The sequence below is a fragment of the Nostoc sp. DedVER02 genome (assembly GCF_034530675.2).
Taxonomy (GTDB): domain Bacteria; phylum Cyanobacteriota; class Cyanobacteriia; order Cyanobacteriales; family Nostocaceae; genus Nostoc.
Genome location: NZ_JAVRCP020000017.1, coordinates 1 through 25,252, shown reverse-complemented (window position 1 = coordinate 25,252; position 25,252 = coordinate 1). Strand labels below are relative to the sequence as shown.

Here is a 25,252-nt window from a genome sequence, read left to right as displayed (position 1 = left end):
CATTTAAATGGCATTAAGTTCGCTTTCTACTCGACCGAGTTCTTGGAGTATGGTGTTGATTTGCCGTTGAATGATATTGCGATCGCTCGCAGCAAGTGTATAGTTAAGCTGGTTGTAAGCTGCTTCATAGTCACTGCTTAAAACCTCAAAGCGTTGTTGCAACGTCTTAATTTTGAGTTGTTGTACCCGACTCGGAGTATTCTGAGTATGTGCATTTGATGAAATCGGTAAGGTTATTTCATCCCATGCTTTGCTCAATACATCCGCCGGAATCATGAAAGCAGTCTTGATATTTTCTCGCTGTTTCTCCGCCGCCACAGCCATACCAACCACTCCTGCAAGGGTTTCATCCCATATCGGCGCACCACTAAAGCCGGGTTCTATCCTGTACCCAGTTACCTTACTATCTTCTAATTGCACCCATCCCTTTCCTTGCCCGTCTCGCAACACCCCCGTAGACCAAACGCCATCATTGTGTCCGTGAGGAAAACCAAATATGCGGAAAGGATGCGCCCAGACGTTACTAGCTGAGATTAACTTAATAGGTTGCGTTTCATAAGGTAACTGTCCTTGTATTTGCAACCCAGCAATATCTTCAGGTTCGGAACTTGATACGTTGTTAACAACAGGTTGCCAAAAAACAACTTTAGCTTTTAGCTTTTGCCCTGATGCAATTAACGGGAAATCTAAGTAAATATCATTAATAGGAATTTCAACTATATCCTGTGGTAAAGATAGAGCCAAGGTAACAACGTGAGCGCATGTCAGGATATAATTTTGACTTCGCCCAGAGACTAAAAAACCTACACCAACTACCGCACCATTCGGATGAAAAATCCGAGCGATCGCTGACCTAAAAGCTGGAATATAATTATCTGCAATGGATGCCATCTGTTACTATGCCTTATTTTGCTTCCATTTCAAGGTAATTTCGTAGTTAGCTTCACCACCTACAGAAGTGAAAATTGCACCCGCAACAGCATTTAATTTAATCCCAAATTTCACTTCTACCTCATCAGCAGGTGTATTAAGCTGACTCAGTTTGACGATAATTGCTGAAGCTACAGGTTGTATTTGGTCTAATACTTCATCAAATTTCTTTTTAGCTTCAACTACCATTTGTCCAGCATCAGGTCTAGCAACACGGACAAGAGAATTACTATTTTCTGGCTCATCAACTTCCGCTAAAAATTTTGTGCCATCTTCTAAAGAGAACTCTGTGATTTGTTTATGAGTCATGGTGAAACCTGTTATTTTGAACTAATAGTTGAATGTGGAGATAATCAAGATAAGTTACAGATTTTTTACACAATCTTTTTTTCTTGTAAATAGCTAGGTGAAAATATATCAATATTATTTGAAGTCCCGATCAACCTTGATATGAGCAATGAATCGCTCACTACGAATAATACTTGCTACAAACTTTGTTTGGGTCAATACTAGAAGTTTGTGAAGTTTCTTAAGAAATCGACCAACTTCCGGCTATTTGGGCATTAAAGCTGTTTGGCTCTCATGTAATAGATTTAACAATTAATATATTAATTGTTATATTAGTTATATCTGTACTCTAAGTTCAATTAGTAATTATACTGAGTTAAACTCTGGCAAGGAAACAAAGGTGTAGTGGAAGCCTAAGAGTTTCAAGTAGTTATTCGCCTTGTACTTGAGTCTTAACGGGCTGTTCAGTTAAGTCAGGAGATGTGATTTATGGGGTTTTGCGACCTTATAGCAATCCTGAATCATTGTTGAGAAACAAGAACCCCGACTTCCTAAAGAAGCCGGGGTTCTATTAGTTGCAGTTATTACAAAAAAGTAAATACTCTACTGAACGATGCGATCGCACTGTGAAAGTATGTACGTACTATTCAATCAGCTTGTGTGGAAATGATAAATACTTACAGCATAGGAGTTTCAGCAATTATAGTTGGATGAGCGTTAGCGTAGATCGTCGCAGATATCGCTGAAATAATTAGACGAAAAAATCCGATATCAGAAAAAATAAATTTTTCCAATTTAGTAAATAGCCCATCAATTCGGAGAACATTTGGAACAAAAATCAGGGCTGAATTTGCAGTATTGACTACCCGTTAATGAGTAAACTGTACAATAAGGAAAACTCGTAAGTTCAATTTTGGCTGCTCGCAATTTTGAACCATTCCGCGACACTTCATCAGAATTGGTTTTATCAGCCAGAAACATAGCTACAAGCTTAGGAAACACTACGCAAAAAGTAATATTGAGCAGCGTCAATAGTATAGCGTCTATCAAATTCATAGGTAATCATCTCCCGTGACAAATAGGCGACACCGAATAGCCCGTCGTAGACATTGCTGTTTTGAGGTGCAAGCATAATATTATGTGTAGGATTCACGTTCAGCCCATCTATTGCTTGCACTCTATGTAAACTAACTTTAACATAAATTTTTGTAAATATAAACGTGGAATTTCTGGACTTATTCTACACAGAAGGGAATGTGGATAATAAGGATGGTTATTGTAGCGGGATAACAAAATAAACTAGAAAAACGATTAATTTATGATATTTAGGTAAGGTGTTATGTCAAAAAACCAAACCGCGTCTTCTTTTTTATCTAACATCAGTGAGCGAGAACGTGAAGGCTTAAAGCGGTTGGTAGATTACACAAATGTGGAATCGCTACCAGAAGTTTGGCCTTTAGCGGCTCAACGATTTGGTGATATTGTTGCTCTCCGTAGCCCTCACGGTAAACCAGAAGCCGTGATTACTTATACACAGTTAGCGGAGCAAATACAATTATTTGCTGCTGGTTTACAGGCGTTGGGAGTGAAAGTAGGCGATCGCATTTCCTTAATTTCTGACAACAGTCCTCGCTGGTTTATTGCCGATCAAGGCATCATGACTGCTGGAGGAGTTGATGCGGTGCGTAGTTCCCAAGCGGAAAAAGAGGAATTGCTGTTTATCATCGCTAATAGCGGTAGCACGGCAATAGTAGTTGAGGATTTAAAGACACTTAAAAAATTACAAGATCGTCTCAACGATTTACCAATTCAGTTTGCAATCTTACTTTCAGATGAAGCACCACCGACAGACGAAACCCTAAAGGTGCTGAATTTTGCACAGTTGCTCGAAATTGGGAAAAATCATAATTTTGTACCAGTTAAACAAAATCGTGATGCTTTGGCGACCCTAATTTATACATCTGGCACTACGGGTAAACCGAAAGGTGTGATGCTGTCTTATAGCAATTTGCTCCACCAAGTGATAACTATGGGGACAGTATTGCAACCAAATGCGGGCGATATTGTTCTCAGTATCTTACCTTCGTGGCATAGCTACGAACGAACTGTTGAATATTACCTACTATCTCAGGGTTGTACGCAAGTTTATACTAACTTGCGCTCTGTGAAAGGAGATTTGAGACAATTTAAACCCAATTACATGGTGGGTGTCCCCCGCCTTTGGGAATCAATTTATGAAGGAGTGCAAAAGCAGTTTCGCGAACAACCAGCGAATAAACAACGCTTAGTTAACTTTTTGTTGGGAATTAGCGATAAATATATCAAAGCGCGGCGAACTGCTCAGGGATTAGATTTAAATAATCTTCATGCTTCAGCCATCGAACGATTAGCAGCTAAAATCCAAGCATTGGCTTTATTACCCCTCCACACCTTGGGAGAACGACTAGTTTATGCCAAAGTGCGAGAAGCCACAGGAGGACAAGTCAAGCAGATGATTAGCGGCGGTGGTGCGCTTCCCAGACATATCGATAACTTCTTTGAAATTATTGGTGTGCAAATTTTGCAAGGCTATGGCTTAACCGAAACTTCTCCTGTAACCCATGTGCGCCGTCCTTGGCGAAATTTAATTGGCGCATCAGGGCTACCACTCCCCGCTACAGAAGCTAAAATTGTAGATCCTGAGACAAGAAAGCCTTTGCCAATAGAGAAGCGAGGCTTAGTATTGTTGAGGGGCCCGCAGATTATGAAAGGCTATTACCAAAATCCTGAAGCGACAGCGAAAGCAATTGATGCGGAAGGTTGGTTTGATAGCGGCGATTTGGGTTGGCTGACAGCGCAAGATGACTTAGTGCTGACTGGCAGAGCAAAGGATACGATTGTATTGACTAATGGGGAAAACATCGAGCCACAGCCGATTGAAGATGCCTGTTTGCGATCGCCATACATCGATCAAATTATGCTCGTTGGTCAAGATCAGCGCAGCCTGGGAGCCTTAATTGTCCCCAATGTCGAAGCCATAGAAAAATGGGTGCAAAACGATCCGGCTACTTCTTCACCTAGTCAACAAATTGACTGGGAGAGTAGAATGATCCAGGATTTATTTCGGCAAGAATTGAATCGAGAAGTGCAAAATCGTCCAGGCTATCGACCGGATGACCGCATTGGGACATTCAAACTCATTCTAGAACCGTTTTCCATCGAAAATGGTTTGATGACACAAACACTAAAAGTTCGCCGGCATGTCGTCACGGAACGTTATCACGATATTATTGACGGCATGTTTGCCTGATAATTCCACCTCCCAACTGTAAAGAGTGAACGTGAAATATTTATGGATGTCTCCAAATCTAATTTGCTTCTAAAACGTGTCGTTAACGTCAAAGTCATTGTGACTCCCCTTTGGAAAGAGGAAGTACAACAGCAGCTGCAAACCCAGATCAATCAACTCGATCAGCAATTGCAACAGCTAGATGTAGAAGGACAAAGAGCGATCGCAGCAATTCAAAAGCAGAGTCTGCAACCACCAGGCCCCCAGACCCTTCAACAAATTGACAATATCCAACTCCAAGTCAATCAAAAGAAAAGTGAATTCCTAGAGCAAAAAAATCAGTTGCTGCAAAATCTCCAGCAAGTGCAGTTTCTCCAGCAAGATCAAGAAGTCAACCAATTCCAAATGGAAGGCTTTTTCCGGGTAGAGATAGGAGATAACCTAATTAGCAAAATGCAAGTCGAAATCGTCCTGCGCGACGGCGTTGTAGAAGAAATTCGCGGCGACATTTAGAAAGTTATGAGTTATGAGTTATGAGTTATGAGTTTAAATTCCTAACTCCTCACTCTTAACTCTCCACTTCTAACTCCTAACTAATTCTTCACTCCAGCCCAAACTATTTGCCAGACTGGAGGAGAGCTAATAAATAGCGATCGCCCGAAGGCAGACATTTCAACTCGATATTTAACTGCACTAACTGCATCATTACCCCGCTTAAATTGCGTAATCGTCACAAGGGCTTGATTTCGTTGCGGATAAGCTACCTCTACCTTTCGCGTTCCTCCCACTGGTGCTATGTTGTCAAAGGCATTCAGAGCGAGGGTAGCAGGATCGCTACCTTGGAGAGATGAGTTGATATTTCCTAAAGGTATAGTTTTATAATCGAAACGATCTGAGTATGCCACAACCTCTTGAGACTGATGTATTGCTCCCACCTGCTGGGTTTGCCCATAACTAGTCTCAACAATCGGTGCAGATTGCTGGTACTGGGTAAAATATACTCCCGTGCCAGCACTGGCAATGATACCTAATATCACAATTAAAAAGAATTTCAGCTTTGCCGACATAAAAGTAAACAGGAATTTCAAATAGGTTTATTACCAATTTTGAATTCTAGATTGAACTGCATCCCATATCCTCTACCTGCGGAAGCTCTTGTATCTTAAGCATTGGTGTCTGAGGAGTATAAAGAGCAATCCCATTTAATCTGTGAGAAACTCGTGGTGTTTTTTGCAAGTCAACGCTAAAACGAGATCGAGATATTGGCTAACCCTTGAGGATAGCTCTATGTTATAGACCTCCAATTCGTATTTAGGTTCCTAAGTCATTTGTCATTAGCTCCCAATGCCCAATGCCCAACCTAAAATATAAACAGTCTAAAACTCTCGCGCCAAGATACAATTCGATCTGATAAAAGCTGTTAAAGTCCATTAACCATTGATTCCCAAACCACCCTATGAGCATTCACGAAGTATTTATGCCGGCGCTGAGTTCCACTATGACCGAAGGCAAAATCGTCTCTTGGGTGAAATCGCCAGGTGACAAAGTGGAAAAAGGCGAAACAGTGGTGGTTGTAGAGTCAGATAAGGCAGATATGGATGTAGAAACCTTTTACGAAGGCTTTCTTGCCCATATCATAGTTGAAGCTGGTGAAACTGCCCCGGTAGGATCTGCGATCGCCTTCATTGCCGAAACGGAAGCTGAAATTGAACAGGCAAAATCTCTTGCCAATTCCGGCGGCGCTGCTGCTAGTACTACCTCTTCCCCTGAACCAATCCCCGCCACAGCCTCAACCTCAACACCTGCCTTAGCGTCTCAAAACGGGTCTAACCATAAAGAAGGAAGACTTGTTGCTTCACCCCGCGCCCGCAAGTTAGCCAAAGAACTCAAAGTTGATTTAACTACACTCCAAGGCAGTGGCCCCTACGGTCGCATTGTCGCCGGAGATGTAGAAGCATTGTCTAATAAGGGCAAACAACCCGCCCCTGCCCCAGTTGCCCCACTAGCACCTGTACCAACCAGTGCCCCAGTTGCACCACCAGCACCTCGCACACCAGCACCCGCGCCAGTGGTAGCGGCTGTTCCTGGTCAAACCGTGCCTCTAACTACCTTCCAAAACGCCGTAGTGCGGAACATGGTAGCCACCATATCCGTGCCCGTCTTCCGTGTCGGTTATACAATTACTACTGACGGATTAGACAAACTTTATAAACAAATTAAATCCAAAGGCGTGACAATGACAGCGCTACTGGCGAAAGCTGTAGCAGTGACATTGCAAAAACACCCATTGTTAAATGCCAGCTACTCAGACCAGGGTATTGTTTATCATTCTGATATCAACATTTCCGTAGCTGTGGCAATGGATGATGGTGGATTAATTACACCCGTACTGCAAAATGCAGATGCAGTGGATATTTATTCTCTATCGCGTACTTGGAAGTCTTTGGTAGAACGTGCCAGGACAAAACAACTACAGCCCCAAGAATACAATAGTGGTACTTTTACCCTGTCAAACTTGGGGATGTTTGGCGTGGATAAATTTGATGCGATTTTACCGCCTGGACAAGGTTCAATTTTAGCGATCGGGGCATCCCGTCCACAAGTGGTAGCAACACCCGACGGTTTATTTGGCGTGCGGCAACAAATGCAGGTGAATATTACTTCTGACCACCGGATTATTTACGGGGCCCATGCTGCGGCTTTCTTGCAAGATTTAGCAAAATTGATTGAGACGAACCCTCAATCTTTGACAATGTAATTTTGAAAAGACACCAAATTTAAATGTTAGCGCTATCAGCGAGCAGCAGTTTTTCGTAGAGTAGCGCTAACAATAAACAATACTTAAACTAAATTTTTAATAGACCAACTATGTAGCGATATCACATCTCTACATGAGTTTATGTCCAAACTGATATCAAAGTGACATACGACAACACCCAGAAATATCTGGTTGAGCAGTATCCAGAAGATTTTATCCGCTACTTGCTCACATCTGAGGCAACAAATATCCAGATTCTCAAAACAGAATTAAATCAAGAACCAATTCGTGCCGATTCAGTAACCTTTTTGAAAACTGCCAATCAAATACTGCATTTAGAGTTTCAAACCTTACCAGCATCGACTCCACCCTTGCCACTGCGGATGTTGGACTATTGGGTACGACTATATCGACAATATAATTGTGATATCGAGCAGGTAGTGATTTTTCTTAAACCGACAACTTCACAAGCTGTCTTTGTAGATCAATTTACTGCCCGCAATACTACCCACCGTTACCGGGTCATCCGAATTTGGGAACAGGATCCAGAACCTTTATTGTTATCTCCTGGTTTATTACCTTTGGCAACTTTGGCGCGAACAGATTCTCCTCAAAGCTTACTTCAACAGGTAGCAGTTCAGGTGAGTATGATTGAAGAAGGAGCCACCAAGCAGAGTATCTCGCTATGTACCCAACTTCTAGCAGGGTTGGTATTCGAGCCAGAACTAATTCGTCAGTTTTTAAGGAGAGAAGATATGAGAGAATCTGCCATCTATCAAGAAATTCTTCAAGAAGGACTGCAAGAAGGTAGACAACGAGGCATTGAACAAGGTCTTGAACAAGGTCTTGAACAAGGAAGACAATCAGAACTAAGGCTAGTGATGCGTCTATTAACTCGTCGGCTTGGTTCAATTAATTCTCAGTTACAATCTCGGTTGCAAGAGTTGTCCTTGTCTCAGTTAGAGGACTTGGGTGAAGTATTACTAGATTTTGTCAGTGAAGCTGATTTGATAAATTGGCTTAATACAATAGAAAATTAGAGTTTGCTTTAAACCTTTCGATCACTTACAAAAAAAATCAGATTTTCATACCAAGCTCCTTGCTCGGTAGTTTCTACTTCAATTTTTTGACGAAATTCTGCTTTTAATTCTGCCATTTGCTTTAATGAAAGTTCTAACAAGGGATTTTCAGGATGAAACCATCCACCTTCCATTCTTTAGCTTGTTCTAGATTGCAGTAGAAACCTAGTTATTGGGTATTCACTTCAATATCTTTAAAACCAGCTTCTGCAAGCAGATGATGACATTTTTCGGGTGTGCCTGTTGGCTCATTGATACTTGTCAGTGAAATGCCATGTTTGTTACAGATTTCGATTATAAGTGGCGCTCCACAAGATTCCTCAGAGCAACAAGAAAAACCGACAGTTCCTCCTGGCTTACCACTGTTAGGGGGAAAGAGTTAATTCACGAAAAGCTTGGGTCGTGTTGATGTTAGGAAAACCAAAATTGATTAAACAACTACAAAGTTGCTGACGCTTAGTGAAGATACACCATCTAATTGTGCGAATTTTATCTGAGTAAATTGGCTATCGCTGCCATCTTGGTCGAAATAAAGCGCCTTTGAACTACTGTCGAAAATAAATCGCTGATCTTTTGTTGTTGCAGTTGTGCCAAGGGTAAACTGACTAGAAAGGATTAAACTCGGTGATAAACCCCCACCGAAACCCGCAGCAGATACTTGAATGTGGTCAATGCTAGTGAAGTCGTAGATAATATCAAGCCTTTCATTATAACTATTGAAAACAAAGGTATCTTGATTTGCACCACCCGTCAGGACATCATTACCACCACCACCTATCAATACATCACTCCCATTACCACCAATTAGAGTATCATTATCATTACCACCGTTGAGAGTATTACTGCCGCCAGCACCAAAGGCAGATAGATAATCATTACCATCCCCACCTTTTAGTAAGCTACTCTTATATGAATACTCAACAGTTAAGCGATCGCTACCTGTACCACCATCTAGTATATTAGTACTAAATGAGCCGTTAGCATTTAAGGTGTCATTACCTGTACTGCCCTTCAAAGTGAAAAACGTGTTATCGAAGTGAAAGACAGCGCCAGTAGCAGATAGATAATCATCTCCATCGCCACCATCTAGTATATTTGTGCCAGATGAAGAGTCTGCGTAAATGAAATCGTTACCCGTACCACCATTCAGGAAGTTACCGCCATAGGTAGCGTAAGCATTTAAGGTGTCATCACCTGCACCACCATTCAGGGTATTACTGCTGCCAAGGAAGCCGGAGTAACTTCTAGCAATAGATAAATAATCATTGCCATCACCACCATCTAGTCGGCTCGCTCCACCTGTAGCTTCTGCATATAAAAAGTCGTTACCTGTACCACCATAGATAGTATTCTTATTACGTGAATTGTCGTTAACACGTAAGAAATCGTTACCTGCACCGCCATTGAGGGTGTCATTGCCACCACTATTGCCGTTAAGTGTATCGTCGCCGTTGCTGCCTACAATATTGTCGTCATAAGCTGTACCTTTGATGTCTAATCGTTCGATATTCTTGTAGCGGACTTGATTTGTGTCAGCAGTAATGGAACCTTGGTTAGTGCTAGGGTCGTATGTTGAGGTGATGCCTGCGATCGCATTACTATAGTCAATATACAAGTAATCATTACCTATCCCTCCATCAACTGTTTGAGTTACCAAGGAATAGACAATGTTCTCTGGGCTACTAATATAGAAAGAGTCATCACCACTACCACCATTGAAAGTGTTAGCACCCTGAACTTCATAGGCATAAAAAGTATCTGCTCCGTTTCCACCTGAAACTGTATTCTTGCCTTTCCATTGATAATTAATGTCAAGGGTGTCATTTCCATCACCTCCGTCGAGAACATTATTACCAGCAGACAAATTAGCTCCAATATAATCATTTCCGGTTCCACCCCGAAGGGTATTGTTTCCTACGGTGTAGCGAGCAGAAAGACTATCATTCCCAGAACCACCATCTAAGATATTTTTTCCATAAGAGAAGGAAACATCTAAGGTATCGTTTCCAATTCCACCTTTGAGGGTGTTATTTCCAGTTGAGCTATAAACGTAAAGTTCATCATTTCCCGCTCCACCATCTAAAAGGTTGTTCCCAGTGGAGTTGGCGGCATAGAAGGAATCATCACCGGCTTCTCCGTATAGACTATTATTACCTTCTTCTCCGTTTAAATAGTCATTACCTTCACCACCATAAAGAGAGTCATTACCTAACCCTCCATAAAGTTTGTCATTATCTTCACCACCATAAAGAGAGTCATCACCTAACCTTCCATAGAGGTTATCGTCTCCGGCAAATCCTATGATAGTATCATTTTCATTACCACCATAAAGAAAATCAAGGTAATTTTTGTCATCTGTCCCCTTGATAATTGCCATAATTTTGGCTCCCTTCAAATCAAAGTTTTATACAGTTTTTAATTGGCATTTAGCGCTGTTGTAATACACTAAATGATTGACCGAAAGTTTGCACCATTGGCAGAATTTGTGTCGCCTCATAGAGACACAAATTCTGTATACAATTTGACCCTACTAATGGGTTTACTGATAATACTTTAATAGTTGTCTAACGTTTTTCAGAAATATCTCTAGCCTTGGGAACGCACGCTAACAACAGATACGTTAGAGCAATAAATCATCTCAGGCTCTTATTAACGATCTTTGGAGCCAATAGTAATTTAGCCAAATATGTCAAACAATAAATGGCTGTTAAATCTGCCAGTGAAGTTATAAGACTTCAATTAATAAGTTATCACTCTGTCAGCAGAGAGTATTTTCTTTGACACTAAACTTTACTTTCTTCTATTCAAATGATTGCTTCCTTAAAAACTCAAGGCTTATATACATGATGAGTTAAGATCATCATCTATCATCTGTAACTTGGGGCAATGGATCAATATTCAGGCATTAGACAAAAGTCTTAAATACGACTACGTATACAAGATGGTAAATTTGAAGCTGATTATGGAGATTCACCCAAGCGGTTAAGGTCGATTCGCTTAACCGATAAAGTATTAGAGAAACTATGAAAAATAGCTAGGAAAAATCAAGTAACCAGAAGTGAAGTGATAAACATTTTCGCTCGCGGTAGCGAATTGTATTAAGTATTATCTCTAGGCAACTTGATATCTATGCACTTACCTCAGTATACCTCTGCGTTTAAAAAATAAAAAAGGTGGGCATTGCCCACCCTACTTAATTTATCCTTTGACACAAAGAACTTGTTTTAGTGTGGCTACAACTTCAACTAAATCTGCTTGATTTGCCATCACTTGTTCTATAGGTTTATAAGCACCAGGAATTTCATCTAGCACACCTTCATCTTTCCGGCATTCTACACCATTTGTTTGCTCAATTAAATCATCAAGTGTGTAGACATTTTTTGCCTTATTTCTAGACATCAAACGCCCCGCACCATGAGAACAAGAACAGAAGCTGTGGGTATTACCTTTACCCTTAACAATGAAAGACTTTGCCCCCATTGAGCCAGGAATAATCCCATAATCTTCAGTCTGGGCACGGACTGCACCTTTACGAGTTACGTATACATCCTCGTCAAAATGCACTTCTTTTTCGGCGTAATTGTGATGACAATTAACTTGCAATAAAGGTTTAGTTGCTTTCCCACCTACCAGATGTTTTTCAACTATGTGCTTAAAACGCGCCATCATCACATCGCGGTTGACACGTGCATAGTTTTGTGACCATTGCAAATCATGCCAGTATGCTTGGAATTCTGGCGTACCAGCGACAAAATGAGCTAAATCAGGGTCAGGTAATTTATCACCTGCCATTTTTGCTAATTCTCTGGCTGTGTGAATATGACACTGGGCGAGTTTATTGCCGATGTTACGCGAACCTGAATGCAGCATCAGCCAAACTTGATTCTCTGTATCGAGGCACACTTCAATAAAATGGTTTCCTCCACCGAGAGAACCCATCTGTTTCATTGCTTTACTTTGTAGGTCTTGCACACCACGATGCAAGTCTTTAAAATCATCCCAATGTTGCCAGTTGCTGACAGATTTTTCAACGTCTTTGTTTTCGTTGAATCCAGTAGGGATTGCTGCTTCAATATCCAGGCGAATTTTCTTCAGTTTACCTTTGATTTGTTCGGCAGTAAATGATGTTTTGATAGCGCTCATTCCGCAACCAATATCCACACCCACAGCAGCAGGAATAATTGCCTCTTTGGTTGCAATTACAGAACCAACCAAAGCACCTTTTCCTAAGTGAACATCTGGCATTAATGCCACGTGCTTAAAGACAAATGGTAATGATGCTACATTCTTGGCCATCTTGGTTTCTTCGGGGCCCAATGAGTGATTTGCCCAAGATAAGACGGGTGCTGGGGTAGTAATTTCTAACTTTTCGTAGGGCATAATTTATTCTATTTTGGAGTTTAAATTTTAAGTTTTGGATTGGGCTTATAGCACTGATAATTATGACTTATAACCCATTACCTAGTTAGTTGTAGCAATTTAAATGTTGTATTGTCTCTCATTTGACTTGCTCAATTTTCGTGAAGCTGAAGAACTATTTTTAGGGGGTAGCATTTTTGTACTACAAATGTAACAAATCAAATTACAAAAGTCAAGCTAATACCACAGACAGAAAGCAAGTATTTAGAAGATATATTAAAATTTGTAAAGAAAATCACTTTGTTTAAATAACCCCTTAAAGTTCTGACACAATATGGCAGTGCGTCAAGATACAATCTGGGAACGTTTTTTGTCCCCTGTAGTGCGTCTTTTAATTGATGAAGACGGGTTACGGCGTTATGCTGATAGTATTGACTGGGAAAAAGAGTGCGATCGCTATCGACGAGATGATGTCATAATTCCCTCGTACTACAGTAGTCAAAATTTTCATGGGATTACAGGCGGATATCTGACTTCCGGTGCAGCAGTCACTTACGATCCGATTACCCAATATGTTGTGCCGCCGAATGAAACTATTGTCCGTCAGGCTTTAGTTGATGCCGTCAAGGTAAAACCACGACGCATACTTGATTTAGGCTGTGGTACAGGTTCCACTACTTTAATGTTAAAGCAGGCTTTCCCGGATGCGGAAGTTATTGGTTTGGATTTATCACCCTATATGCTAGTAAGGGCAGAAGATAAAGCTAGAAATGCTGGTTTAGATATAGCGTGGCGACACGGGAATGCAGAAAAAACTGGCTTGAGTGACGCAACATTTGACTTGGTTACAGCTTCTTTGCTATTCCATGAAACACCAGATGCAGTATCTCTAGCAATTTTGCGGGAAAGCTTTCGGTTGCTGGTAACTGGAGGGCAAGTACTAATTCTAGATGGAAATCAAAAGACTCTGCGGCAGCTAGAATGGCTTAATGATGTTTTTGAGGAGCCATATATTCGTGAGTATGCTGCTGGTAGTATAGAGGCGAATATGGGTGCAGCTGGATTTGAAGCGGTGCGATCGCAGGATGTATGGTGGATAAATCAGATCACTAGCGGCGTTAAACCGATCGCAACTGAAAATATCCGTCGCTATACTGCCACATCAATAGATAATGATTTGGAGGGACTTGGATCTCCAGCATTTGGCATAATGGCATGAGTTTAAAGGCAGTTCTCTTTGATTTTAATGGTGTCATCATTAACGATGAGCCAATCCACCTGCAACTGATCGATGAGATTCTCATTCAAGAAAATCTCCAACCTCAAAAAGTGAGTGAGCGTCAAGCTTCTTTAGGACGCACTGACCGCGCTTGTTTTCAGCAACTACTCGCTAATCGTGGTAGAGTAGGCGATGAAAAGTATTTAACTCAGTTGCTATACCGCAAAGCAGAAGCCTATGTGGTGGAATTAGAGAAAATCGAGAAACTGCCTTTATATCCAGGTGTAGAAGACTTAATATATCAGGTGCGATCGCGGAATCTGAAACTAGGTTTAGTCAGTGGCGCTATTCGCAAAGAAATAGAATTGGTACTCCATCGCGCCAAACTAGACCAACATTTTAAAATTATCGTTGCGGGTGATGACATCACCACCAGTAAACCAGAACCCGATGGTTATTTACTGGCGGTAAAACGTCTGAATCAAGAATATCCCGAATTGAATCTTCAACCACACGAGTGTCTGGCCATTGAGGATACTCCAGCAGGTATTGCAGCAGCAAAGCGATCACACATGCAAGTTGTAGGTATAGCGAATACTTACCCATTTCATATGCTCCAGCGCTGCTGTAACTGGACTGTTGATTATCTCAGTGATTTAGAACTCGAACGGGTGCAAAAGGTTTATTCCCAAAAAGAGCCTCAGCCATCGGCAACTGAATGTTAGAATACTATATGGTGATACTGTATTGAGTTAATGAGTAATATTACTCTTGACTTAGTATAGGTTTTGGGGAATTAGCTCAGTTGGTAGAGTGCTGCGATCGCACCGCAGAGGCCATCGGTTCGAATCCGTTATTCTCCATGTACATTCGCACATTATATGTCGCGTCTCTCAAATTGATGTCGCTGGGACTATTTTTCGGAGTCAATTCGATTATTCTGAGTTTTCGCAAATTAATGTCGTTTTGTCTTACTATTGACTACATAATAAGTTATTAATCCAAGTGCATTATTCGATTATTTATAATTGTTCGATCGCAGCACTCCTTTCAACCCTCCCATGATCAGCCCTACTTTATAACCATTTTAAAGTCTTATTAAGACAAGTTAACAACCTATCTTCAACCCACCCCTAGTCGGGATGGTAATTGAAACTCTTACGAAAATTTCCGATTGAGAGGGTTCCTTTGATCTTTCAACCCACCCCTAGTCGGGATGGTAATTGAAACGCAGCATACTTGCCCAGTATGCTGCAAACAAGGGGAACTGTATCTTTCAACCCACCCCTAGTCGGGATGGTAATTGAAACCCCGCCCGTCTAGACCCTTGCCAATACAGGTTTCCAGATGCGATTTTGGCAGACCTGTTTAAAAACTTGTTTTTTTGCTCTCAAGTGAGGACATTCATTAATATTCAAATGAGTCAAATCAATACTGGACAAGGGATTCAAGACTTTGGCAGATCCCCAGGGTTTTTGCCCTCACTTTGGTTCGCCAAAAAAAATCTTTAGGAGGATTCCCCCGACGAAGGGGGTGATTCAGTAGCCACCACTGTGGAAATCCACATCGTTATAAATAACGACTATGGCTAAAAGCCTTACTCCTTATTGCTGGGAGCGCACCTATCCCATCTATAGAATCCTACAGATGGCAGCATCAGAAGCAGGCAGCTACCAGGGCCAGAAAGCATGACAGTCTTCCAACTGCCAAACTAACCCAGATTTTTCACAGTACAGAGGCTCTAAAGAACATGAACTGCGGCGCTGTTGTATCCATATTATATTTTCAAGGTTCAGATTAGTAAACTAAATTAGTGCAGCTTGACGTTCTTGGTAAGCAAAGAGGGCTAAATCTCGCGCTTTTTCCTGTGGACTGCCTCTAATTGGCTGTGTCCCAATTTCAGTAGAGATTCCAGCTTGTGCAGCTTGAGATTGAATACTCTCGATTAATCGTCCATAACTCCAGCGATGAACGCTAATCCGATATTCTTTGGCGTATTTTTGTTGAGCTTCCTTGTAACCAGGACATTTTTTTTCTGCTTTGGATTGAATTTCACTGCTGATTTGCTCCCGCATATCCCGCAGTTTGGGAAGAAGTATGCTGTCAGCTTGATAGGTTATTGCGATCGCAATAATTGCATTAGCCAATAATCTATCGACATATTGCCCTAACTCTGATTCACCAAAGGAGTTGGGTGCATTCTGTTTCTGAGCTTTGTGACGTTCATGAGATAGGCGTTGCTGCTGCTGTCGCTGGCGATTGAGAAGATTGTAGTTTTTACCAAGTAGTTGTTTGACACCGCGATAAGCTAGAACTTCACCTTTAACAACATCTACCACGGCTACTGTTACTGGCTTTTCTAGACCAAAACTAACGCCAACTAGGATTGAGGGTTGTCCATGATAATTAGGCTTACTGGGACGAGGGAAAGGGTTATGAATTCGATCTAACGTGGATTGCTGACGAGTAATAGAAGCTTGCCGTTGAGGGTTGAGGTCATCTTTCTGTTTTTGTTTCACTAAAATTTTGGTAATTTTTGTGACTTTCTCTTCAATTACCTGTTGAGTTCCTTCATTAGTCAACATCCGAGTATCTAAAGCACAGTAAAGATTTAGTTGATTTACTTTCCAAGGTTCACCTTTTTGCTCACCTGACAGCCAAACAAGCCTTCCTGAGCGGAGAGTAAACAAACTGCTTGAGTATTGGTTTTTACTATTGCGTTTAATTTCTTGATCTTCTAAAAAGCGTTGAAAATAGTGCAAATGACGCTTATCGCAGTAAATCTCAAAGGTCAGTTTTCCCAAGCTATTGAACCGAACAAAGAGACGATTTTTTTCATTTTTTAACCATGTCATATCTTCGTTAGATTCGTAAGCTACAGGAAAGGGGACATCAGCAGTTTTTCTTAAAAGTGCTGCTTGCCAAGCTTTTGCCTCTTTTTCATTTTGAGGAACATTGGCTGTGGCAATTTCTAAAGTTTCTAACCACTCTTCGCCTGTCAAATCTCTACCTTTAGGTATGCGACTTTGGAGTTGGTCTTTTAATCGCTCAATTTCTATTTCCTTTTTGCGTCTATTTCTAGTAAATTCTTCTGGTTCTTCGTCGAGTTCACTGATTTTACAGTTATTTTTCAGCAGATATACGAGAGCGCAACGAGTATGAGGGTCTTGTGTTTCTTCGTAAGTGGTTAAAAAAATTTGAAAAAGTGAAGATTTTTTAGTTTTTTTGCCCTTTTTCTGGTTATTATTCTGCTCGGACTGGGGAGTAAATTTGGTAAGAAGTTCGATCGCTTTAGTACGAATTAAGTTTAAGCTACATTGACTTTCTTGCTCCAGTTCAAGATCACTTTTGAGGATTGTGAGCCAACGTTCTTTCCCTTCTATTTGGTACTTTCTTCGTTTTTGTAAAGCAAACCAGGATTTGTATACATAATCCACTAGAGCGATCGCTGAGGTGTAAAAGCGTCCAGGTTGACCTGCAAAACGCTCTTGGGTTTTGAGGGAGTTAACAAGCGTTTTGAGAAATTCGGTAGGTATTTTGCCTTTTTTTAGCCAGGTTTCAAATTCTGGATGTTTTCCTACCTGTGCCAATAATTCATTGACGAGTGGTGTATTTTTTTCAGCCATCAGTTCCCACAGTTGATGGAGAATGTCTTCTTCAGCAACCAAGCGACATTGAATTGTAATAACGCTCATGGTGTCCTCAGCTTTGTGGATTCGCTAACACTGACAAGGTTGTTAATTGTTTTTTACCTCTTTAAATATAGCGTAACACCGCAATAGCGCAACACCGCAAATGTTTTTTTACTGAGAGGCTGTGCAAAAATGAAAACCGCAAACTTTGGCTTCAAATTACGATGGCAGAAGAAACTAGAGAGGTTAGGGGGAGACTCCCTAAAGGCTTAAAAATCGCGTTTGAAATTGCCTGTGCGCGTCTGGAAGTAACGCAAACTGCGGCTTTGGAGGAGGCGATTAAGGATTGGTTGCAAAAAAAAGAGTCTTCAGAAAAACAGCAATAGGAAAATTGAGGGATGGGTTTGCTATCAGTGATGTTTACTGCCACAAACTTCACTATTGAGTCAAGTCGGAGATTATGATGCTGATGGCTTAAGATTTCGTGATAATTTCCGGATAAAGCTTATAGTCTCTGCTATTCCCGTTATGAGACTGCCCACCAAAATCTTCAAGAGATTCAAAACTTAAACTTTTGCCCATCACCTTTCCAATTAGCGCTAGCAAATTATTTGCCCGCATCTGGAAAAATGCTTCAAAGTTATCACCTCGTAAAGTTTTTGGAGATATAGCGTGCGATCGCAATATTTCATCAAGTCTTGTAACTGATGTCCCAGAAAGTTTAAACTCCTCTAAATAAACCGAAGGTGCTTTACTTCCAATCTTTTTGTTTGTTTTGGCACTTAGAGGGGTGCGGTTAATCAAGCAATTATACTTTTTGGGGTCAATGCCTTTTTTGCGACACCATGCCACAGGGAAGATATGGTGCGAATCTATCTGTTCTTCAAAATAAATCACATCATTGATTTCTTCCCCACTACACCAATCAATTGCCCCCTCACGTCGTAGTAAAGCAGCTAAACCCTGATACACTGCACCGTAACGTTTTCTGACACTAATTAACCTATCAAAAGAAAAATCCGCTTGTAGAATAGTGAGCGGCAGTGAACCACCTGCTAACCATTCTGGTACTTCTATAACGTCTCGCCCAGCTCGTGCCTCATACCAGCGTGTATATATTTCACCAAACATCCCGCACCATAGCCAGCGTTCCAGCATAGAACGTATCTGAAAAGAACGGGAGCGCTCTCCCAGAACAGTAAAAATGGTACTGAGGATGACTAATTGAATGGGGTAAGCTAAATCATCTGCATCAAAGATTTTTTGGTTATAAAGAAAGCGAGCAGACTCTTCAAAACCTCTGGTAATTGGGTCAGCCCATTTCTGATATTCTTCTTTGGTGAGTTTTAGTACTTCAGAGCGACCGCAAGCAACACCCGGTAGTTTATCGACATTCCAGCCTTTTTTTAAAGCTTCTATCCTCTTAGCGTAACTGGCGATCAACGTAACTGCTTGTACAAAATCAGTGCTTCGTAGCTTTCGCAATACTTTTAATAATTTGAAGCGATTTTCCCGTTGCTTCCAATCATCTCTCAAGCTGAAATCAGCAGTACAATAGCTGGAACTCATTAAATCGAAATAATTAAGGTCACAGCCAGAAGTATTTGTATCCTCAAAGACTTGGCAAACAGCTTCTTTTGGTAAGGAGTCACGCAGTTGGATAACAGGTATCTGATAATGCTCGAATTTCTTGAGAATTTCTAGTTCTAAAGTATCAATTAATTCCAGCTTTTGAGGATTGTATCGCCAATGCTTAGAGAATTTACTACGCCATTCCGAAAAAAAGAAAACCTTGGATAAAGGAAACAAGAGCGCCTCATATTCTTTTTCGGGAGTAGAACAATCAATTAAGGTTCCGGAAAAAATTCGCATAATTTTGGATTCTGGCAACACAACGATCGCTGTAGTGCGATCGCACTCTGGGTTGAGGCATTTTTTGATATCTAGGTAGTACCACTTTTTGAGAATTTTCTGGCTTTTTTGGTCTTTGATGCATACAGGTAGCTCAGATAGCAGCACCATAAACAAAGCTGTCAGGCGTTGCTGACCGTCAAGGATTAATAGGTTTGGAGTAGAATTTTCTGGTTTTAATACCCCATTGACTAGGCGGGGTTTGAATTGTCGGCTTTGATTACCTTGCTGAAGCATCATTACTGCGCCAATTGGGTAAGCCAGAGATATGCTGGCAAGCAGACGACGCACATGGATATCGTCCCAAACCCAATCTCGTTGAAAATCTGGAAGTTGGATACGTCCAGTTTTAATGTCTTTCATGACATCAAGGAGAAAATATTTAGTGATGTCAAAGGTAGAGATTGAGTCCATTGGATGTTCTGCCATTTTTGTCATCAAGAAAGATGCGGCTACTCGCTACAGGTAGTACTTCTGTACCTCAGCCTAAGATTCTCTTTGGGGTAACAGCAAGGGGTTTTTGGGGCAGTTGGTCGTGAGTAGCGATCGCTTTTGCTTAGTCTTGAGGAAAGTCTGGTGGTAAAGTAGCAATTCCCTTTGCAACGAGATGTTTAAATTGATTAATTAGGTCTGCTTGCCGTAAAATTCGGGTAACGTATTTGGGTCGTCGGCGAAAGCCTGTCCCCCAATCTTTAACAGTTTTTGGACTAGTACCTGTAACGTCTGCGATCGCATTAATGCAAGCTTTGCGATAATTGCGTCCTGGTTCGTGAGTAACCCAACGACGGCAATACTCCATCGGTTCTAGGGGCAACTGACAGAGGATATCAATTTGATGTTTGTTTTGGTGGGATTGCCTCCCAGTTTGCATCTTGAGCGTTGGTGAGTTAGTAAGGTTTACAGCAGCAGGGAATTGTGAAGACACCAAGCTACTGCACCCAAAACCCATACTTGCTGACCTCAACTTAAGAAATATCTGCTCTTAGCACAAGTATTTTAGTCACGATTCACGAGTAAATTATTGTTGCGGAAAGTCAGGGGGTAGGACTATTTTTTTGATTTGGTTGAGCATATCAGCCATGCGTAAAATATGCGCTGCATAATTGGGGCGCTTCTCAAAGTTGGAACCCCAATTACCTATAGTCCTTGGACTCAGCCCAGTTGCTTCCGCAAGAGCGGCTATGCAGGCTTTTCTGTACCCCCGGTCATTGGGGGACATATCAACCCATTTTTTACAGTATTCCATCGGCTCCAAGGGCTTTTCACTGAGCGCATCGATTCTATATTCAGCCCTTGGAGGAATGATGTCTATTACCCTACTTGATTTGAGTAACACGTTTACTCACGATTCATGTCTATTCTGATAAACATCATCAGTTTTAGAACGTGAGCAGGTAGGGTACAGATATTTCTTGACCATCCCAGGTTAAGCTGCAAAACGTGCAAAAATGAAAGCCGCAAGTTTTAGCTTCAAATTAGGATGGGAGAAGAAACTAGAGAGGTTAGGGGGAGGCTCAAGACTTAAAAATCGCGTTTGAAATTGCCTGTACGCGTCTGGAAATGACACAAACTGCGGCTTTGGAGGAGGCGATTAGAGATTGGTTGCAAAAAAAAGAGTCCCCTGTTGATGGCAAGTCACAGGGGAGTTAAAGGGTTATGGTTAAAATTACTGGGGTATTTGTATAATTATGCTACAAATGTTGGATTACTGGTTTCTTTGACTCTGCGATAAATCTCGATTTATCCCTACATCAATCGGAAATTTCAATCTAGGCTTGGGAGTCTGAGATTGCATTAACTATGTAAGATTTTTAATGGTGATGTAACATTTAACGAATCGCACGCTCATTTCACCTTGTAGGTGCAAAATTGTGAGCCAAGCTATTAATATTAAAAATCCCACAGTAAAGCTAAATGTTCGAGCAAACTTTTAAAAATATTGATGATGTTCTCTGGAAGGAAGCGGGTTGTACTACAGAGTTAGATTACACCGAGCAAACGTCTTGGTTGCTGTTTCTGAAGTATTTGGATGATTTGGAGCAGGAAAGGGCGCTAGAGGCGGAACTGGCTGGCAAGCCTTATGAATTTATCATTGATGAGGCACATCGCTGGTCAGCTTGGGCTGCGCCGAAAAAGGCGAATGGTACATTGGATCATGATAATGCGCTGATTGGCGATGATCTGATTGATTATGTCAACCGCAAGCTATTCCCATATTTACAGAGTTTCAAGCAACGGGCTACTAGTCCAGACACCATTGAATACAAGATTGGGGAAATTTTTAGCGAGATTAAGAACAGGTTCCAAAGCGGCTACAGCTTGCGGGATGCGCTGGAATATATTGATGAGCTACAGTTTCGATCGCAACAGGAGAAACACGAGCTATCCCATCTCTATGAAGCGAAAATCAAAAATATGGGTAATGCGGGGCGTAATGGTGGGGAATATTACACGCCACGTCCTTTGATTCGGGCAATGATTCAAGTGGTAAAGCCGAAGATTGGCGATCGCATTTATGATGGTGCTTGCGGTTCGGCTGGGTTTTTGTGTGAGAGTTACGACTATTTACGTCGGGGTAAGCTGACAACAAAAGAGCTTGAAATACTGCAAAAACATACGTTTACGGGTAAAGAAAAGAAAAGTTTGGCGTATGTGATTGCGATCATGAATATGATTTTGCATGGCATTGATGCGCCGAATATTATCCATACGAACACGCTGACAGAAAATCTCAGTGATATTCAAGATAAGAATCGTTTTGATGTCATCTTGGCTAACCCGCCATTTGGGGGGAAGGAACGCAAGGAAGTACAGCAGAATTTCCCGATTAAGACTGGGGAAACGGCGTTTCTATTTTTGCAGCATTTCATCAAAATCCTGAAGATGGGCGGTAGGGCGGCGGTGGTAATCAAAAACACGTTTCTGTCAAATTCGGATAATGCTTCGCGGGCGTTGCGTCAAGAGCTTTTGAGTAGTTGCAATCTGCACACGATTTTGGATTGTCCGAGTGGGACTTTTATCGGGGCGGGGGTGAAAACAGTGGTGCTGTTTTTTGAGAAAGGAAAGCCCTTTGATTCCGTTCAGGGAACGCCTTTATTTTCTCAGGGAAAACCTTTAACTCAGGGAATGGCTACTCAGAAAATTTGGTATTACCAACTCGATCCGGGGCGGAATATGGGTAAAACCAATTCCCTAAATGATGAGGATTTGCAGGAATTTGTCGAGTTACAGGCTAGGTTAGCAGAAACAGAAAAGTCTTGGCTTGTGGATATTGCTGATATAGATCGGGTGACGTTCGATCTGTCGGTGAAGAATCCGAATAAGGCTGATGAATCGGCTTTGCGGGAACCGCAGGAAATTTTGGATGAAATTGCTGTATTAGACGCGGAGAGTGCAGAGATTTTAGCTGGTATTGGGGGGATGTTGTGATGAAAGGTTGGGAAACAAAAAATTTAGGTGATGTTTATGATGTCCGAGACGGAACACATGATTCACCAAAGTATTGTGAAAACGGCTACCCACTAATAACATCAAAAAACCTCAAAAGCAATGGTTTAATTTTTGATAACGTAAAATATATTTCGGAAAGTGATTATAAAAAAATAAACGAGAGAAGCGCAGTTCATAAAGGAGATGTCTTGTTTGCAATGATTGGAACAATCGGCAATCCAATTGTTGTTGAAGTTGAGCCAGATTTTGCTATCAAAAATGTTGCTTTATTTAAAGTTTCTCAAAATCAAGATAGTTACTTCTTAAAATACTATCTTCAGACTGATTATGTTCAGTCAAAGATGCAAAAAGAAGCGAAAGGAAGTACACAAAAATTTGTAGGATTAGGGTATTTAAGAAATTTCCCTATAGCCATTCCACCACTTTCTGAACAAAAGCGGATTGTGGCGATTTTGGATGAGGCATTTGAGGGGATTGATAGAGCGATCGCAAACATCGAAAAGAACCTCGCCAACTCCCGTGAACTATTTGAAAGCTATCTAAATGCCATTTTTACCAAGAAAAACAACAGGTGGGAATGGGTCAGTTTGTCTGAGATAACAACCGATATTACTGATGGAGATCATCAACCTCCGCCTAAATCACAATCTGGCATTCCGTTTATTACAATATCGAACATAGATAAACAAAATCGGAAAGTTGATTTCTCTAATACATTTAAAGTTCCACGTAAGGATTCAGGTAGCAGAGTATTGACAAAGAGGACAGTTGAGGAGGAATATCACAGATATGAACCAAAACCTGCCGTACTGTTTTAGACCGAGAAAGCTTGAACCAGTTATCGAAGGAAGAACTGGTAGAGATAATCATTGAGCAGAACAAGGTAATACGTGAGTTACAGAAAATCATCTTAGAATTACAGCAAGAAATAGAGCGTTTAAAAGTTAGTAGAGATTTGGATAGCTCTAATTCGTCAAAACCACCGTCTGGTGACATTTTGAAAAAGAGCGAAAACAAAAAGTTACCAGCCCAAGAGGAATCAAACCAGCCAAAAAAGAAACCAGGTGGGCAACCAGGACATCAAGGCAAAACCCGTAAGGGCTTTGGCAGAGTAGATCGCTATGAAATTATCAGTCCTACGGATTGTGCTTACTGTGGTCAAAAAACATTTGCACCCCTAGCAGTAAAAGTAGAAAAACACGCGGTAGCGCAACTAGTAGAACGTACCATAGAAATAGTGGAATATCAACGCCAAACCTGCGTGTGTGAGAGTTGTGGCAATGTACAAGCTGCCTTTTGGCCAGAAGATATGATTCCAGGACAAGATTTAGGGGTGAAATTACAGGCGTTTTTAGGATGGGCAAATAACTATGCACATATGCCCTATGAAAAACAGCAGGAAATGTTGTGGGAACTGGGGCAAATCGATATTGGGCTGGGGACGTTAGTTGCAACCAATGAACGAATAACTGGAGCAATTGAACCGAGCATCACTGAGTTAAGTAGTTGGCTAAAACAGACGCAGCCGAACATTCATGTGGATGAAACACCTTGCTTGGTCTGTCAAAGGAACCAAAGAATGGTTGTGGGTAGTTGCTAATTCTGAGTTTTGCCTGTTTACTGCGGCTGATACTCGCTCACGATCCGAATTATCAGCAATTTTAGGAACCCAATATCAAGGCGTAATTATCAGCGACGATTTTAGTGTTTACAACGGCTATCAAGCTACTGCCCAACAAAAATGTTTAGCTCATCTACGCCGTCACTTCAAAAAATTAATTCAACTTCCCGGTCTTCATAATCAAGCTATCGGTGAAGCATTTGTTAGTTTAATTGATGAAGCTTTTAGACACTACGCCCAATGGTTCGAGACTCTTGAGTGCGCCAGTTACAACGATTGGGTCAATAAATTCAAAGCTAAGTTGCATTCCTCAATTGCTCAATGGATTGATAAGGCAGGAGCTACCGCAGGCCAACTTTTACGCTCTTTACGCGATAAAGCTCATCAATGGTGGTATTTCCTTAATAACCCTGAAGTGCCTCCTGATAACAATCAGGCTGAACGATCGCTGCGTTTAGCTGTCACTAAACGTAAAGTTAGCGGTGGTTCCCGTTCGATGGAGCGGTTTCAACATACTGCCAATTTATTGACGGTGGTACAAACTTGTCGTCGTCAAAGTAGGTCTGTCATTGATTTTTTTGAGCAAGCTCTAATTGCTGATTCTTATAATTCTCAGTCTCGCCCTTCTTTACTTCCGCAATATTAGACCTGAATCCTTACCTTTTTGATATCTGATAAAAGATTTGGTAGATGTGATTCTGCTTTATAACGTCCTCGACCTCGATAGTTATCTATAC

At 41.3% G+C, this 25,252-nt stretch carries 20 protein-coding genes, 1 tRNA gene and 1 pseudogene; 12 read left to right on the top strand and 10 right to left on the bottom strand.

Translation table 11 applies throughout. The features are described 5' to 3' along the window. Positions 1 to 3: 3 nt before the first annotated feature. The 3 genes from RMZ41_RS18105 to RMZ41_RS18095 form a co-directional block, all read right to left on the bottom strand. On the bottom strand, positions 4 to 891 hold the full coding sequence (locus RMZ41_RS18105; protein WP_322641210.1) for a trypsin-like peptidase domain-containing protein: 888 nt from the start codon (positions 889 to 891) through the stop codon (positions 4 to 6). Positions 892 to 897: 6 nt separating this feature from the next. Then, complete coding sequence (locus tag RMZ41_RS18100) at positions 898 to 1,239, bottom strand: CU044_2847 family protein (RefSeq protein ID WP_322641211.1); 342 nt, start codon at positions 1,237 to 1,239, stop codon at positions 898 to 900. A gap of 970 nt (positions 1,240 to 2,209) precedes the next feature. Then, positions 2,210 to 2,350, bottom strand: a complete 141-nt coding sequence (locus RMZ41_RS18095) for a hypothetical protein (protein ID WP_322641212.1) — start codon at positions 2,348 to 2,350, stop codon at positions 2,210 to 2,212. A 207-nt stretch (positions 2,351 to 2,557) separates the two neighbouring features. On the opposite strand from RMZ41_RS18095, the gene RMZ41_RS18090 reads away from it, so the two are divergent. Then, positions 2,558 to 4,507 carry a long-chain fatty acid--CoA ligase gene (locus tag RMZ41_RS18090; RefSeq protein ID WP_322641213.1) on the top strand — a complete coding sequence of 650 codons (1,950 nt, stop codon included), beginning with the start codon at positions 2,558 to 2,560 and terminating at the stop codon, positions 4,505 to 4,507. Positions 4,508 to 4,549: 42 nt separating this feature from the next. After that, a complete protein-coding gene (locus RMZ41_RS18085) occupies positions 4,550 to 4,999 on the top strand; it encodes a YlqD family protein (RefSeq protein WP_012412623.1) in 450 nt (149 codons plus the stop codon). Between the two features lie 80 nt (positions 5,000 to 5,079). Here RMZ41_RS18085 and RMZ41_RS18080 read toward each other — a convergent pair whose 3' ends face one another. Beyond that, entirely contained in the window at positions 5,080 to 5,553 is a 474-nt protein-coding gene (locus RMZ41_RS18080; RefSeq protein ID WP_322641214.1) for a hypothetical protein, read from the bottom strand. Between the two features lie 389 nt (positions 5,554 to 5,942). Here RMZ41_RS18080 and RMZ41_RS18075 point away from each other — a divergent pair, with 389 nt between their 5' ends. Together RMZ41_RS18075 and RMZ41_RS18070 are read left to right on the top strand one after the other, a co-directional pair. Next, positions 5,943 to 7,244 (top strand): dihydrolipoamide acetyltransferase family protein, encoded by a 1,302-nt coding sequence (locus tag RMZ41_RS18075; RefSeq protein WP_322641215.1) that lies wholly within the window; start codon positions 5,943 to 5,945, stop codon positions 7,242 to 7,244. 161 nt (positions 7,245 to 7,405) lie between these two features. Next, positions 7,406 to 8,284 carry an Rpn family recombination-promoting nuclease/putative transposase gene (locus RMZ41_RS18070; RefSeq protein WP_322641216.1) on the top strand — a complete coding sequence of 293 codons (879 nt, stop codon included), beginning with the start codon at positions 7,406 to 7,408 and terminating at the stop codon, positions 8,282 to 8,284. 8 nt (positions 8,285 to 8,292) lie between these two features. On the opposite strand, the gene RMZ41_RS18065 is transcribed toward RMZ41_RS18070, so the two are convergent. The 3 genes from RMZ41_RS18065 to RMZ41_RS18055 form a co-directional block, all read right to left on the bottom strand. Then, on the bottom strand, positions 8,293 to 8,457 hold the full coding sequence (locus RMZ41_RS18065) for a hypothetical protein (protein ID WP_322641217.1): 165 nt from the start codon (positions 8,455 to 8,457) through the stop codon (positions 8,293 to 8,295). A 296-nt stretch (positions 8,458 to 8,753) separates the two neighbouring features. After that, the gene (locus RMZ41_RS18060; RefSeq protein ID WP_322641218.1) at positions 8,754 to 10,700 is read right to left on the bottom strand and encodes a calcium-binding protein; all 1,947 of its coding nucleotides are present in this window, start codon (positions 10,698 to 10,700) and stop codon (positions 8,754 to 8,756) included. Between the two features lie 821 nt (positions 10,701 to 11,521). Continuing rightward, positions 11,522 to 12,703, bottom strand: coding sequence for an RtcB family protein (locus RMZ41_RS18055; RefSeq protein WP_322641219.1), 1,182 nt, complete (start codon positions 12,701 to 12,703; stop codon positions 11,522 to 11,524). Between the two features lie 313 nt (positions 12,704 to 13,016). Between RMZ41_RS18055 and RMZ41_RS18050 the strand changes: the two genes are divergently transcribed. The 3 genes from RMZ41_RS18050 to RMZ41_RS18040 all read left to right on the top strand — a co-directional run bounded on the left by RMZ41_RS18050 (position 13,017) and on the right by RMZ41_RS18040 (position 14,764). Then, complete coding sequence (locus tag RMZ41_RS18050) at positions 13,017 to 13,901, top strand: class I SAM-dependent methyltransferase (RefSeq protein ID WP_322641220.1); 885 nt, start codon at positions 13,017 to 13,019, stop codon at positions 13,899 to 13,901. Then, positions 13,898 to 14,626: an HAD family phosphatase gene (locus RMZ41_RS18045; protein ID WP_322641221.1), complete on the top strand. Its 729-nt coding sequence runs from the start codon at positions 13,898 to 13,900 to the stop codon at positions 14,624 to 14,626. Before RMZ41_RS18050 ends, RMZ41_RS18045 begins: the two co-directional genes overlap by 4 nt. A gap of 65 nt (positions 14,627 to 14,691) precedes the next feature. Continuing rightward, positions 14,692 to 14,764, top strand: a tRNA-Ala gene (locus RMZ41_RS18040). A 942-nt stretch (positions 14,765 to 15,706) separates the two neighbouring features. Here the strand turns inward: RMZ41_RS18040 and cas12k are convergent. Beyond that, on the bottom strand, positions 15,707 to 17,596 hold the full coding sequence (gene cas12k / locus RMZ41_RS18035; RefSeq protein WP_322641222.1) for a type V CRISPR-associated protein Cas12k: 1,890 nt from the start codon (positions 17,594 to 17,596) through the stop codon (positions 15,707 to 15,709). Between the two features lie 161 nt (positions 17,597 to 17,757). Between cas12k and RMZ41_RS18030 the strand changes: the two genes are divergently transcribed. Continuing rightward, complete coding sequence (locus RMZ41_RS18030; RefSeq protein ID WP_322641223.1) at positions 17,758 to 17,919, top strand: hypothetical protein; 162 nt, start codon at positions 17,758 to 17,760, stop codon at positions 17,917 to 17,919. A gap of 88 nt (positions 17,920 to 18,007) precedes the next feature. On the opposite strand, the gene RMZ41_RS18025 is transcribed toward RMZ41_RS18030, so the two are convergent. Together RMZ41_RS18025 and RMZ41_RS18020 are read right to left on the bottom strand one after the other, a co-directional pair. Continuing rightward, complete coding sequence (locus tag RMZ41_RS18025) at positions 18,008 to 19,858, bottom strand: DUF262 domain-containing protein (protein ID WP_322734476.1); 1,851 nt, start codon at positions 19,856 to 19,858, stop codon at positions 18,008 to 18,010. A gap of 142 nt (positions 19,859 to 20,000) precedes the next feature. Further along, positions 20,001 to 20,369: a hypothetical protein gene (locus RMZ41_RS18020; protein ID WP_409875549.1), complete on the bottom strand. Its 369-nt coding sequence runs from the start codon at positions 20,367 to 20,369 to the stop codon at positions 20,001 to 20,003. 635 nt (positions 20,370 to 21,004) lie between these two features. Between RMZ41_RS18020 and RMZ41_RS18015 the strand changes: the two genes are divergently transcribed. The 4 genes and pseudogenes from RMZ41_RS18015 (at position 21,005) to tnpC (ending at position 25,161) form a co-directional block, all read left to right on the top strand. Beyond that, a complete protein-coding gene (locus RMZ41_RS18015) occupies positions 21,005 to 21,094 on the top strand; it encodes a hypothetical protein (RefSeq protein ID WP_409875547.1) in 90 nt (29 codons plus the stop codon). Positions 21,095 to 21,358: 264 nt separating this feature from the next. Continuing rightward, positions 21,359 to 22,873: an N-6 DNA methylase gene (locus RMZ41_RS18010; RefSeq protein WP_322641225.1), complete on the top strand. Its 1,515-nt coding sequence runs from the start codon at positions 21,359 to 21,361 to the stop codon at positions 22,871 to 22,873. Next, positions 22,873 to 23,712 (top strand): restriction endonuclease subunit S, encoded by an 840-nt coding sequence (locus RMZ41_RS18005; RefSeq protein WP_409875545.1) that lies wholly within the window; start codon positions 22,873 to 22,875, stop codon positions 23,710 to 23,712. Before RMZ41_RS18010 ends, RMZ41_RS18005 begins: the two co-directional genes overlap by 1 nt. A gap of 86 nt (positions 23,713 to 23,798) precedes the next feature. Beyond that, positions 23,799 to 25,161 (top strand): annotated as a pseudogene (gene tnpC, locus RMZ41_RS18000) (IS66 family transposase). The last annotated feature ends 91 nt before the right edge of the window (positions 25,162 to 25,252 follow it).